The sequence below is a fragment of the Rhizobium sp. SL86 genome (assembly GCF_026672545.1).
Taxonomy (GTDB): Bacteria; Pseudomonadota; Alphaproteobacteria; order Rhizobiales; family Rhizobiaceae; genus Neorhizobium.
In genome coordinates this window covers 275,608-289,289 of record NZ_JAPPRJ010000001.1, presented here as the reverse complement: position 1 = coordinate 289,289, position 13,682 = coordinate 275,608, and the positions used below count along the sequence as shown (strand labels likewise).

Below are 13,682 nucleotides of genomic sequence, written 5' to 3'. Positions count from 1 at the left end.
AGGTGACGCCAATGTTGCGGCGAAACGCCTCAAATTCGTGTCATCGCCCTCCTTCCGATTGGAAAGGGGGCTCGCTTGAAGTAATTGGCCTTCATGGTGTTATGGATCGTTCTTGCCGTTTTGACTGCCGTTGTCGCCGCGGTTCTGATCGCGCCGCTGATGAAGGCGCGCCAGCCCGTTCTCGCCGGACCTGAAGACGGGGCGGCCGTCTACCGCGATCAGTTGCGCGAGATCGACCGCGACCTTTCCGAGGGCCTGATCGGCGCGCAGGAGGCGGATTATGCCCGCGCCGAGATCGGCCGCCGACTGCTGGCCATTGCCGGCAAATCCGATGCGACCGATGCGTCCGTTGTCAAGGCCGGCCCGGGCGGGCGGCATCGGCTGGCGCTGTCTGCCATCCTCCTCTGTCTTCCCGCCGTCGGGCTCTGTCTCTACCTGATGCTCGGCAGTCCCGGATTGCCGGATCAGCCGCTGGAGGCGCGGCTTGCCAATCCCGGCAACAACATCGCGCTTCTGATTGCGAAAGCCGAACGGCATCTGGCGCAAAACCCGAATGATGGAGCGGGCTGGGATCTGCTGGCGCCGATCTATTTCCGCAGCCAAAGGCTGGCGGATGCCGAAAACGCCTATCGCAGGGCAATCGCGCTTCTCGGTGAAAGCCCGGAGCGGCTGGCGGGGCTTGGCGAGACGCTGGTGGCTGGCCGCGACGGCGTGGTGACGGCCGACGCGCTTGCCGCCTTCGAGCGGGCGGTTGCACTGAACCGCAACAACATGCGCGCCCGTTTCTACGTGGCTTTGGGACTGGAGCAGGCGGGGCGGACGCCGGAAGCGCTGAAGGCTTTCCAGGCGATCGCAGCCGATTCGCCGCCTGGTGCCGCCTGGACGCAGCTGGTGGCCGAGCACATTGCCAAGAATGGCGGCGCGCCGGCAGCCGCGACCAAGGCACCCGGGAATCCCGGCGCAGACGATATCGCAGCAGCGCAGCAGCTTTCGGCCACCGATCGCCAGCAGATGATCGCCGGCATGGTGGAGAGCCTTGCCGCCAGGCTGAAGGACGATCCGAACAATATCGAAGGCTGGCTGCGCCTGGTGCGCTCCTACAAGGTGCTGGGACGCGACGAGAGCGCCGGCGAGGCCCTAAAGACGGGGCTGAAGACCTTCCCGCCGACCGGAGAGGAGGGGCGGCGCCTGCTGGCGCTGGCCCGCGAGATGGGGCTTTCTCTCGAGGGGATCAGCCAATGACGCGCAAACAGAAACGGCTGGCGGTGATTGCCGGCGGCGTGAGCTTCATCCTGGCGGCGGTGCTGATCGTGATGTTCGCCTTCAGCCAGTCGATCGCCTATTTCTACATGCCGAGCGACCTTGCCAAGGCCGAGGTTTCTCCCGGCACCCGGATCCGGCTGGGCGGCCTGGTGGAGGAGGGCTCCGTCGTGCGCGGCGAGGGCTCCAAGGTCAGTTTTCGCGTGACCGATGGCGGCGAGAGCGTGCCGGTGAGCTATACCGGCATCCTGCCGGACCTGTTTCGCGAAGGGCAGGGGGTGGTGACGGAGGGAACGTTGACGCCCGCGCGCGCCTTCGTGGCCGATAGCGTGCTCGCCAAACATGACGAAAACTACATGCCGAAGGAAGTGGCCGACGGGCTGAAGCAAAAGGGGGTCTGGAAGGATCCGAAGGAGGCGACCCGATGATCATCGAGATCGGCCACTACGCGCTTGTTCTGTCGCTTGCGACATCGCTTCTTCTCTCCGTGCTGCCGCTGATCGGCGCACGTCGCCAGGACGCGGCGCTGATGGCGCTGGCGCCGATCGGCTCCGTGACGCTGTTCGGCCTTGTCGCCCTGTCCTTCGCGGCCTTGACATGGGCCTATGCCGTGTCCGACTTTTCCGTCGCCAATGTCTGGGAGAACTCCCATTCGCTGATGCCGTTGGTCTACAAGCTCTCCGGTGTCTGGGGCAATCACGAGGGGTCGATGCTGCTCTGGCTGCTGATCCTCGTGCTGTTCAGCGCGATGGTGGCGGTCTTCGGCCGCAACCTGCCGGACAGCCTGCGGGCGACGGTGCTATCGGTGCAGGCCTGGATCGGCACCGCCTTCCTGCTGTTCATCCTGCTGACTTCCAATCCCTTCGTGCGCCTCAATCCGGCGCCGGCGGAGGGCCAGGACTTGAACCCGGTGCTGCAGGATCCGGGGCTCGCGGTGCATCCGCCGCTGCTTTATCTCGGTTATGTCGGTTTCTCCGTCTGTTTTTCCTTTGCCATTGCCGCCCTGATCGAGGGGCGCATCGATGCGGCCTGGGCGCGCTGGGTGCGGCCCTGGACGCTCGCCGCCTGGACCTTTCTGACCGCCGGCATCGCCATGGGCTCCTACTGGGCCTATTACGAGCTCGGCTGGGGCGGCTGGTGGTTCTGGGACCCGGTGGAAAACGCCTCCTTCATGCCCTGGCTTGCCGGCACCGCGCTTTTGCATTCGGCGCTCGTGATGGAAAAACGCGAGGCACTGAAGGTGTGGACCGTGCTGCTGGCCATCCTCACCTTTTCGCTGTCGCTGCTCGGCACCTTCCTGGTGCGCTCCGGTGTGCTGACCTCCGTGCATGCCTTTGCGACAGACCCCACCCGCGGCACCTTCATCCTGGCGATCCTCAGCTTTTTCGTCGGTGGCGCCTTTGCGCTTTACGCCTGGCGGGCGCCGGAGCTGAAAAGCGGCGGCTTGTTCGCGCCGATCTCGCGCGAGGGCGCGCTGGTGCTGAACAACCTGATCCTGACGGTTTCGACCGCCACCGTGCTGATCGGCACGCTTTATCCGCTGGTGCTCGAGACGCTGACGGGCGAAAAGATTTCCGTCGGCGCGCCCTTCTTCAACCTTTCCTTCGGCCTTTTGATGATCCCGCTGCTGATTGCGGTGCCCTTCGGTCCGCTTCTCGCCTGGAAGCGCGGTGACCTGCTCGGTGCCCTGCAGCGGCTTTATCTGGTGGCGGGTCTGTCGCTGGTGGCGGGTTTTGTGCTGTTTTATCTTGAACATGGCGGGCCGGTGATGGCGGGGCTGGGGCTGGCGCTCGGTTTCTTCCTGATGCTCGGCGCGCTCGCCGATCTCTGGTTCCGTTCGGGCTTCGGCAAACTTGCCTTTTCGGTGGCCTTCGCCCGTTTCAAGGGCCTGCCGCGCTCGGCCTTCGGTACGGCGCTGGCGCATTTCGGTCTTGGCGTGACGGTGCTCGGCATCGTCGCGGTGACGACCTTCGAGACGGAAACCGTCGTCGAAATGAAGCAGGGCCAGACGGTGACGGTCGGCGGTTATAGCCTCGTCTTCGACGGTTTGCGCGAGGCGGTCGGCCCGAACTTTACCGAGGAGCGTGGCCATTTCACGGTCAGCCGCGCCGGTGTCGCGGTCGCCGATGTCTGGTCGTCGAAGCGCATCTATACCGCGCGTCGCATGCCGACGACCGAAGCCGGCATCCTGACCTTCGGGTTCAGCCAGCTCTATGTCTCGCTGGGTGACCCGATGGCCGATGGCGGCATCGTCGTGCGCATCTGGTGGAAACCCTGGATCCTCTGCATCTGGGGCGGTGCGCTGGTGATGATGGTCGGCGGTTTCGTGTCGCTCTCGGATCGCCGCCTGCGGGTGGGCGCCCCGAGCCGACGGGCCAAGCCGGTGAAGGCGCTGATGGAGCCGGCGGAATGAAGCGGAAGAATGTGCCCCTCACCCTAACCCTCTCCCCGCTTGCGGGGAGAGGGGACGTGCCCCTTGCGACGTCGCGACAGGTGGAAAGGCGCGCCGCTGGGTTCTTCTCCCCGTTTACGGGGAGAAGGTGGCGGCAGCCGGATGAGGGGCGTGGCGCATACCTGGCAAAAATCCTCCTCGCCCTCTGCCTTTTCCTCACGCCCCTTCCGGCGCTGGCGGTCAATCCGGACGAGGTGCTGAAGGACCCGGTGCTGGAGGAACGGGCGCGTAATCTCTCGGCGCAACTGCGCTGCATGGTGTGCCAGAACCAGTCGATCGACGATTCCAATGCGGAACTGGCCAAGGACCTGCGGCTTCTGGTGCGCGAACGCATTGTCGGCGGCGACAGCGATCAGCAGGTGATTGATTATGTCGTTTCCCGCTACGGTGAATTCGTGCTGCTGAAACCGCGGCTGAGCGCCAAGACGCTGGTGCTCTGGACCGCGCCGGCCCTGTTACTTGTCATTGGGGCGGGGGCCGTGTTTGCTCTCACACGCCGTCGCGCGACGCGGGCGCCGGAAAAACTGCTGACGCCGGAAGAACAGACGAAGCTGGACCAGATCCTCAAGCAGTGATCCGGACGGACACAGCAACATTACCAACTTTTCACCACGCAGACACGTGCAGTTAAGGTGGCGCTGCCTATATCTTGCGTCATCCACCGCCGCTGGCCGATCGCAGGAAAGGCCGGCACTCCAGTCTGAATGTGAAGATGAAAAGAAGGTATCAATCCATGAGCAAGATCGGACGCCCCTCCCTGAAAACCGTGCTGAAGGGAACGACCGTCGCAGGCCTCGCGGCTGTCATGCTCTCGACCGGCATTCCGGCTCAGGTCTACCAGTCTTTTGCTGAGCCGGTAACGGTCGCTGCGCCGCAGGTTCCGAGTTTCGCCGATGTCGTCAGCGCCGTTTCCCCGGCCGTTGTCTCCGTCCGCGTCAAGTCCGATGCAACGCCCGTCTCCGACGAGAGCGGCAACGGCTTTTCCTTCAACTTTGGCGGTCGCGGTTTTGACGACCTGCCGGACGACCATCCGCTGAAGCGTTTCTTCCGTGAGTTCGGCAACCAGATGCCGGGAGGCCCCGGCGGCCCGCGCGACCAGGATCGCGCCCAGCGCAATCCGAACCGTCCGCATTATCTGCGCCCGGTCGCCCAGGGTTCCGGCTTCTTCATCTCCGAAGACGGTTATGTCGTCACCAACAACCACGTCGTCTCCGACGGTTCGGCCTATACCGTCGTGATGAATGACGGCACGGAACTGGACGCCAAGCTGGTTGGCCGCGACAGCCGCACCGATCTCGCGCTCCTGAAGGTCGATGCCAAGCGCAAGTTCACCTATGTGAAGTTTGCCGATGACGCCAAGACCCGCGTCGGTGACTGGGTGGTTGCCGTGGGCAATCCCTTCGGCCTCGGCGGCACCGTGACCGCCGGCATCGTGTCTGCCCGTGGCCGCGACATCGGCTCCGGCCCCTATGACGATTTCATCCAGGTGGATGCGGCCGTCAACCGCGGTAACTCGGGTGGCCCGACCTTCAACCTCGAAGGCGAAGTGGTCGGCATCAACACTGCGATCTTCTCGCCGTCCGGCGGCAATGTCGGCATCGCGTTCGCCATTCCGGCCTCGACCGCCAAGGACGTGATCGCCGACCTGATGAAGGACGGCAAGGTGGAACGCGGCTGGCTTGGCGTGCAGATCCAGCCGGTGACGCAGGATATCGCCGAATCGCTGGGGCTCGCGGAAGCCAAGGGTGCGCTTGTCGTTGCCCCGCAGGACAATTCTCCGGGCGCCAAGGCCGGCATCAAGCAGGGTGACGTGATCACGGCCGTCAATGGCGAACCGATCAAGGATGCCCGCGATCTCGCCAAGAAGGTGGCCGCAATCGGCCCGAACCAGAAGGTCGAGGTATCGATCTGGCGCAATGGCAAGGCACAGTCCCTGCCGGTGACGCTGGGCAACCTCGCCAGCGACGAGGCGACCAAGGCCGAGAATTCGCAGGCTCAGCCGGATGCCCAGCCGTCAAGCGAAAAGGCGCTGGCCGATCTCGGCATCACGGTCGGCCCCGCCGACGATGGCAAGGGTGTTGCGGTGACCGATGTCGATCCGGGCTCCGAAGCTGCCGCCAAGGGCCTGCGCGAAGGTGAAAAGATCACCTCGGTCAACAATCAGCAGGTCAGCTCTGCCAGCGACATCACGAAGGCTCTCGAGGCTGCCCGCAAGGATGGCCGCACCCGGGCGCTCTTCCAGATCGAATCGCAGAGCGGCAGCCGCTTCATGGCGCTTCCGATCAACCAGGGCTGATTGGTCCGCCAAAACGCGCCCGCAAGGATGAAGGCGTCGGGCCGGGCTTGGTCCGGCGCCTTTTTTAGTCTTCAGGAGGTCCTCATGCAGACCAATACACCGCAAAACGATGAGTTGGCCGAATCCGCCTTCAATCGGGTTCATCAGGACGCTATTGTCCCGCACATGAAGATTCTGGTGATTGAAGACGATCTCGAGGCTGCGGCCTACATGACAAAGGCGTTTCGCGAGGCGGGCATCGTCGCCGACCACGCGAGCGATGGCGAAAGCGGGCTCTTCATGGGCTCGGAAAACGCCTATGACGTGATGGTCATCGACCGCATGCTGCCGCGCCGCGACGGTCTGTCGGTGATCAGCGAATTGCGCAAACGCGGCGTCAATACGCCGGTGCTGATCCTCTCGGCGCTCGGCCAGGTGGATGACCGCGTGACTGGCCTTCGCGCCGGCGGAGATGATTACCTGCCGAAACCCTATGCCTTCAGTGAGCTTCTGGCGCGTGTCGAGGTGCTGGGTCGCCGCAAGGGCACGCCGGAACAGGAGATGGTCTACCGGGTCGGTGACCTGGAACTCGACCGCCTGTCGCACGAGGTGCGCCGGGGCGGCAAGGAAGTGCTGTTGCAGCCGCGCGAATTCCGCCTGCTCGAATATCTGATGAAGAATGCCGGCCAGGTGGTGACCCGCACCATGCTTCTCGAAAACGTCTGGGACTATCATTTCGATCCGCAGACGAACGTCATCGACGTGCATGTGTCGCGCTTGCGCTCCAAGATCGAGAAGGACTTTGACAGGCCGCTGCTGAAGACCATTCGCGGCGCCGGCTACATGATCAAGGACGAGGCGTGAAACCGTCCATGAGCCGTATCCGTCTTGTGTTCCGTTCGACGACCGTGCGGTTGTCGGCGCTTTACATCGTGCTTTTTGCCCTCTGTGCGGCCTTTCTGGTTGTTTACGTCACGGCGATGTCCGAACGGTTGCTGGCGCAGCAGGTGCGCGAGGCGCTCTTGCAGGAGACGGCGGAGATTCGCGGCGCCTTCGAGCGCGGCGGCATCAACCAGCTGCTCCGGGTGATGGAACGGCGGGCCCGCCAGCCGGGTGCCAATCTCTACGTGATCGCGAGCCCGAGCGGCGAGATGCTGGCCGGCAATGTGGCAAGCGTCGAACCGGGCATTCTCGGCAAGGAGGGCTGGACGAACATGCCCTTCCGCTACGAGCCGTTTACCGAGCTTGGGCCGCGGCGGCCGCATGTGGCGACCGGCAATGTGTTTTTCCTCGACAATGGCCTGAGGGTGATGGTTGGCCGTGATCTCGGCGAGCCGGGACGTTTCCGTGGCATCGTGCGCCGTGCGTTGATGGTGGCGCTCGCCATCATGGGGCTTGGTGCCGTGATCATCTGGTTCGGCATCGGCCGCAACGCGCTGAAACGCATCGACCGGATGTCGGCGGCGAGCACCAAGATCATTGCCGGCGATCTGTCGCAGCGCCTGCCGGTCGGGGTCTCCGGCGACGAGTTCGATCGCCTGTCGGAATCGCTGAATTCCATGCTGGAGCGGATCGAGAAGCTGAACGAGGGACTGCGCCAGGTTTCCGACAACATCGCCCATGATCTCAAGACGCCGCTGACGCGCCTGCGCAACAAGGCCGCCGATGCGCTGGCCGAGGATCGCGACGACCTGCGCCGCAATGCGCTCGAAGGCATCATTGCCGAATCCGACCAGCTGATCCGCACCTTCAACGCGCTGCTGATGATCTCGCGTGTCGAGGCGGGATCGATCGCTGCCGAAATGTCGAGCATCGACCTTTCGGCGATTTCGGCGGACAGCGCCGAGCTTTACGAGCCGGTGGCGGAAGAGGCGGGGCTTTCGCTGACGACGGAGATCGAACCGGGCCTGACCGTCAACGGCAACCGCGAACTGATCGGCCAGGCGATCTTCAACCTCCTCGACAATGCCATCAAATATGCCGCCGAAAGCGGCAGCGAGGCGCCCGTGTGCCTGGTGCTGAAGAAGGCTGCGGACGGTCTGCGCCTGTCGATCTGCGACAGCGGACCGGGCATTCCGGCGGAAAAACGCACCGAAGTGGTCAAGCGTTTCGTGCGGCTTGATGAAAGCCGTTCCAAACCCGGCACCGGTCTCGGCCTGTCGCTGGTCGAGGCGGTGATGGACCTGCATGGCGGCCGGCTGGAGCTTTCCGCCACTCATGGCGAGGATGCTCCACAGCCCGGACTGACGGCAACGATGGTCTTCCCCGCCCAAAAGCCCTAAATGGGTTTGAGGAGCATGGGGAGGATATTCCACGATGACGCTGCGGCGCCTGACGGATCTGCATGAGACGCGGCTGAAGCCGTTCAACCAGACGGAAGCCAAGGCGGCGCTGTCGGCCTTGAAGGAGATTGCCGCAGGCGAACCGCGCGTGGCGGAGATGCTGACGTCCGGCGGTGTGTTGAAGGAATTCTTCACGGCGGCCTTTTCCCTCTCGCCCTATATCCGCGATATTGCCGTGCTGCGCCCGGAGCTTGTGGCAGAAAGCCTGGCCGAGCCGCTGGAGACCCTGCTGGAACAGGCGGTCGAGCGCGTGCGCCCGTGCTGGAAACCGTCCCCGGATGGTACGGCGCCCTCCGAGGCCGAGGTGATGGCGGAGCTTCGCCGGGCCAAGGCCAAGGTGAGCTTTCTTCTGGCCCTCGCCGATCTCGCCGGGCTTTTCCACGCGCGCGAGACGACGGCCTGGCTGACGCGACTGGCGGATGCGGCTGTGGCGAGCGCCATCGATCACCTGCTGCTCGCCCAGCATCACGCCGGCAAACTGAGACTTCACGACCTCGACGAGCCGGCAAAAGGCTCGGGGCTGATCGTGCTCGGCATGGGCAAGCTCGGCGCCTTCGAGCTGAACTACTCCTCCGATATCGACATCGTCATCTTTTTCGAGCCCGAGGCCGGCATTCTGCCCGATCCGCTGGAGGCCACCGAATTTTATGGCCGGATGATGCGCCGGTTGATCCGCATCCTGCAGGAGCGCACCGGCGACGGTTACGTGTTCCGCACGGATCTGAGGCTCCGGCCCGATCCGGGATCGACGCCGCTCGCCGTGCCCGTCGAGGCAGCGCTGATCTATTACGAGGGCCGCGGGCAGAACTGGGAGCGGGCCGCCTATATCAAGGCGCGTCCGATGGCCGGCGATCTCGCCGCCGGAGAAGCGTTCCTGCGCCAGCTGGTGCCCTTCGTCTATCGCAAATACCTCGATTACGCGGCGATTGCCGACATCCATTCGATCAAACGCCAGATCCATGCGCATAAAGGCCATGGCGCGATTGCGGTGAAGGGCCATGACGTGAAGCTCGGGCGCGGCGGCATTCGCGAGATCGAGTTTTTTGCCCAGACCCAGCAGCTGATCGCCGGCGGTCGTATGCCGGACCTGCGCGAGCGGCAGACGGAGAGGGCGCTTGCCGCCCTTGCCGCGGCGAGCTGGATCCGGCCGGAGATCGCCAAGGAGTTGACGGAGGCCTACTGGTTCCTGCGCGATGTGGAGCACCGTATCCAGATGGTGCGCGATGAACAGTTGCACCGCCTGCCGGAGACGGAGACCGAGCTGAAGCGCATCGCCTACATGCTCGGTTTCGCTGACACCGCAGCCTTTGCCGCAAAGCTGGAGGGTGTGCTGCGCACCGTCGAGCGGCGTTACGCCAAACTCTTCGAGCAGGAGGCGAAACTCTCCTCCGGCGAAGGCAATCTGGTCTTCACCGGCCAGAACGACGATCCGGAAACGCTGAAGACACTCTCCAAGCTCGGTTTCGAGCGGCCTGCCGACATGTCGCGGGTGATCCGCACCTGGCACAATGGCCGCTATCGGGCGACCCAATCGGTGGAGGCCCGCGAGCGGCTGACGGAACTGATGCCGGATCTTCTGACCGCCTTTGGCCGCAGCAAGCGGGCCGACGAGGCGCTGCTGCGTTTCGACGGGTTCCTGAAGGCGCTGCCGGCCGGCATCCAGCTGTTTTCGTTGCTCGGCAACAATCCCGGCCTTCTGTCGCTGCTCGTCACCATCATGTCGGCGGCGCCAAGGCTCGCCGATATTATCGCCGCCCGTCCGCATGTCTTCGACGGCATGCTCGACCCCGGCCTGATGGCAGAGATCCCGACCCGTGATTATCTCGCCGAACGGCTGATGACCTTTGTCGGCGGCGCACGCCATTACGAAGAAATTCTCGACCGCCTGCGCATCTTCACCGCCGAACAGCGCTTCCTGATCGGCATCCGGCTGCTGACCGGTTCGATCACCGGCATCCAGGCCGGCCGCGCCTTCACCGATCTTGCCGATCTCGTCATCGAACAGGCGCTCAAGGCCGTTCGGGACGAGATGCGGCAGGCGCATGGTGACTATCCCGGCGGGCGTGTGGCGGTGATGGGCATGGGAAAGCTCGGCAGTTTCGAGCTGACGGCCGGTTCGGATGTCGATCTGATTCTGTTGTACGATTACGACGATACGGCGATGGAATCCGATGGCACAAAGCCGCTCGATGCAGTGCGCTATTTCACCCGGCTGACGCAGCGGCTGATTGCGGCGCTTTCGGCGCCGACCGCGGAGGGTATCGTCTTCGAGGTGGATCTGAGGCTGCGCCCTTCCGGCAACAAGGGCCCCGTCGCGACCCGCATTAATGCTTTCCGGAAATATCAGCAGGAGGAAGCCTGGACTTGGGAGCATATGGCGCTGAGCCGTGCCCGGTTGATCTGCGGTGACGACAGTCTGATCGCCGAGGCGGATGCGGTGATTGCGGAAGTGATGGAGAGCCCGCGTGAGCGCCGCAAGATTGCCGCCGATGTTGCCGAGATGCGGGCGCTGATCGAAAAGGAGAAACCGCCGAAGGACGCCTGGGACTTCAAGCTGATGCCGGGCGGGCTGATCGACATCGAGTTCCTCGCGCAATATGCGCGCCTCGTTGCACCACGGGCGGACAAGATCGAGCCGGGTCAGGTGCTGGCGAGCGGAACGGCGCTCGCCCTGAAACGTCACGGCCAGGGGCTGATCGGTGTCGACGAGCTTGAGACCTGCGTTGCGGCGCTCGCTCTTTATACGGAACTGTCGCAGATCGTCCGGCTCTGCGTCGGCGATGAATTCGATCCGAAGGATGCGCCGGCGGGGCTGATCGAGCGTCTATGCGTCGCCGCCGACCAGCCGAACCTGAAGCTGGTCGAGACGGATATCAAGCGGATGGCGAAATCGGTTCGGGCGATCTTTACGGCGACGGTGTCGCTCAGGTCTCAGCCTTCCGAGGAATGACCAGCGCCACCACCGTGCCCTCGTTGACCCGCGAGCGGATGCGCATCGTGCCGCCATGCAGCGAGACCAGTGACCGGGAGATGGCAAGCCCGAGGCCCGAGCCGCCCTTGCTTTTCGCATACTGGCTCTGCACCTGCTCGAAGGGCTGGCCGATCTTGCCGAGTGCGGCCTTCGGAATGCCGATGCCGGTATCGGCGATGGTAAGCCAGAGGCCGCGGTCGGTGTGACGTGCGCGGACCTCCACGCGTCCGCCTTCATTGGTGAACTTCACCGCATTGGAGAGAAGGTTCAGCAGGATCTGTTTCATGGCGCGCCGGTCGCCCTGCATGCTGAGCCCGGATTCGACACGCTGGGTGACCGCAATGTGTTTCTCGTCGGCGGGAATGGAGGTGAGGCGCACGCTTTCTTCGATCAGCGGCGCGAGATCGATCGTCTCGCGGTTGATCCGCATATGCCCCGCCTCGATCTTCGACATGTCGAGAATGTCGTTGATGACGTTGAGCAGGTGTTTGCCGCTGTCATGAATGTCGCGGGCATATTCGCTGTATTTTGGCGAGCCGACCGGGCCGAACATGCCGTTCAGCAAGATTTCCGAAAAACCGAGGATGGCGTTGAGCGGCGTGCGCAGCTCGTGGCTCATATTGGCTAAAAATTCCGATTTTGCCTTGTTGGCGGCCTCGGCGCGTTCCTTCTCGGCCTGGTAATTGGCATTGGCGATGGAGAGTTCGGCCTTCTGGCGCTCGAGCTTGCGCTGCGAGGCGGACAGATCGTTGATCGTCGCCATCAGCCGTCGTTCGGATTCGCGCAGGCGTTCCTGGTTGCGCTTCAAAAGCGAGATGTCGGTGCCGACCGAGACCATGCCGCCGTCGCGCGTGCGCCGTTCATTGATCTGCAGCCAGCGTTCATCGGCAAGCTGCACTTCCGTGGTGCGCGAGAAGCCGCTGATGTCGGGATCGGCAATCCGCCGCTCGATGACCGGGCGAAGGGCCGCGGCCATAACGGTGCTGCGTTCGGTGCCGGGAACCAGCACGCTTTCCGGCAGGCCGTAAGCCTGCTGGTAATGCGCGTTGCACATCACCAGGCGGTCGTTCTTGTCCCACAGCACGAAGGCTTCCGAGGTACATTCGATGGCATCTGCCAGCCGCTGGTCGGCCTCCGCATAACGCTGGGCGAGCCGGTGCTGTTCGGTGACGTCCATGGCAATGCCGATGACATGCGCGCGTCCGGGGCCGGTATGCATGACCTGCGCGCGGGCGCGCATCCAGACATAATGGCCGGCCGCATGGCGCATGCGGAACACCTGGTCGATCTGCTTGTCATTGCCGCGACCGACGGAGCGCGCCAGCGTAAACAGGTTGCCGTCGCCCGGATGCATCATGCGGGCGGCTTCGCTGAACGACATGACATTGTTGCCGGGTGGCAGGCCGAGCATCTCGTACATCGACCGCGACCAGAACAGGCGGCGGTTGGAGAGATCGAAATCCCACAACCCGCAACGACCGCGGGCAAGCGCGGTTTCGACCCGCATGTTGGATTCGAGGAAGATTTCGTCGGCGTCGCGGGCTCGTTTCACCTGCAGGTAATAGGCATAAAGGATGACGAGCAGCACGGAGGAGATGCCGGTAAACAGCGTGACGTTCAACGACACCTGCTGCCGCCAGAAGGCCTCGATGCTGTCCAGCGAATAGGAGGCGACGATCAGGCCGCCGCCGATGCTGCGCATGGCCGCGTAGTGCGGCACGCCGTTGAAGCTCGTTTCGATGACGCCATCGGCGCCGCCGAAACTGCGCTTGGCCACCATTTCCGGCAAGAGAGAATCGAAACGCTCGCCGATCGCTGTCGACACGCCGGGCGATCCGCCGAAGATGCGGCCGCTTGAATCGACCAGCAGCACCATGGCCGAGGCATCGATCTGGGATTGGGGCAGGATACGGGCGAGGCGGGATTCTGCTGCCGCCCGGTCGCCCGTGCCGATGACTGCCTCCTGCTCCTCGAAGGCCGCCGCACTGGCGGAGACCATCAGCGCCACGGTCTGGCGCGCCGTTTCCTCCATGCGTGTGCGCTCGGACAGAAGCCCCATCAGCCGGGAGGCGGCCACAACGGCCAGAAAGGCGATGATGAGCACGGGGATCGAGCGCTTCAGCCAGAGCTCCATGCTGGGGAGTTCGGCGAGGCGGCGGCGCAGATGATCGACGACGCCCCGACCTGTCAGAGCGTCAAGTATCGATCGATCCGGAAATTTTGCGCGCAACCGCACTTCGGCTGCGGGTTCCCGCTGCACGTCCGCCATGGTCCTGGATGGTCCCTCGTGATTGATTCGCACTGCCGCTTGCGATGTAAGGACAGTGAATCATTGACGATTCGCCTTGTCCAGAGGGACTCATAAAATTTTAACGATTGTCG

At 63.9% G+C, this 13,682-nt stretch carries 9 protein-coding genes; 8 read left to right on the top strand and 1 reads right to left on the bottom strand.

Going from position 1 to position 13,682, the window contains the following annotated elements; all coding sequences use genetic code 11:
• The first annotated feature begins 93 nt into the window (after window positions 1-93).
• The 8 genes from ccmI (at window position 94) to OU993_RS01410 (ending at window position 11,279) form a co-directional block, all read left to right on the top strand.
• The gene (gene ccmI, locus OU993_RS01445) at window positions 94-1,242 is read left to right on the top strand and encodes a c-type cytochrome biogenesis protein CcmI (protein ID WP_268154317.1); all 1,149 of its coding nucleotides are present in this window, start codon (window positions 94-96) and stop codon (window positions 1,240-1,242) included.
• Window positions 1,239-1,688: a cytochrome c maturation protein CcmE gene (ccmE, locus tag OU993_RS01440; protein WP_268154315.1), complete on the top strand. Its 450-nt coding sequence runs from the start codon at window positions 1,239-1,241 to the stop codon at window positions 1,686-1,688. Before ccmI ends, ccmE begins: the two co-directional genes overlap by 4 nt.
• On the top strand, window positions 1,685-3,673 hold the full coding sequence (locus OU993_RS01435; RefSeq protein ID WP_268154313.1) for a heme lyase CcmF/NrfE family subunit: 1,989 nt from the start codon (window positions 1,685-1,687) through the stop codon (window positions 3,671-3,673). Before ccmE ends, OU993_RS01435 begins: the two co-directional genes overlap by 4 nt.
• 161 nt (window positions 3,674-3,834) lie before the next feature.
• A complete protein-coding gene (locus OU993_RS01430; protein WP_268157452.1) occupies window positions 3,835-4,287 on the top strand; it encodes a cytochrome c-type biogenesis protein in 453 nt (150 codons plus the stop codon).
• A 158-nt stretch (window positions 4,288-4,445) separates the two neighbouring features.
• Entirely contained in the window at window positions 4,446-6,008 is a 1,563-nt protein-coding gene (locus tag OU993_RS01425) for a Do family serine endopeptidase (protein ID WP_268154311.1), read from the top strand.
• Between the two features lie 84 nt (window positions 6,009-6,092).
• Entirely contained in the window at window positions 6,093-6,851 is a 759-nt protein-coding gene (locus tag OU993_RS01420; RefSeq protein ID WP_326493815.1) for a response regulator transcription factor, read from the top strand.
• Between the two features lie 8 nt (window positions 6,852-6,859).
• The gene (locus OU993_RS01415; RefSeq protein WP_268154309.1) at window positions 6,860-8,269 is read left to right on the top strand and encodes a sensor histidine kinase; all 1,410 of its coding nucleotides are present in this window, start codon (window positions 6,860-6,862) and stop codon (window positions 8,267-8,269) included.
• A gap of 34 nt (window positions 8,270-8,303) precedes the next feature.
• A complete protein-coding gene (locus tag OU993_RS01410; protein ID WP_268154307.1) occupies window positions 8,304-11,279 on the top strand; it encodes a bifunctional [glutamine synthetase] adenylyltransferase/[glutamine synthetase]-adenylyl-L-tyrosine phosphorylase in 2,976 nt (991 codons plus the stop codon).
• Here the strand turns inward: OU993_RS01410 and OU993_RS01405 are convergent.
• Window positions 11,254-13,569 (bottom strand): PAS domain-containing sensor histidine kinase, encoded by a 2,316-nt coding sequence (locus OU993_RS01405; protein WP_268154305.1) that lies wholly within the window; start codon window positions 13,567-13,569, stop codon window positions 11,254-11,256. The two genes, OU993_RS01410 and OU993_RS01405, sit on opposite strands and share 26 nt — an antisense overlap.
• Between the last annotated feature and the right edge of the window lie 113 nt (window positions 13,570-13,682).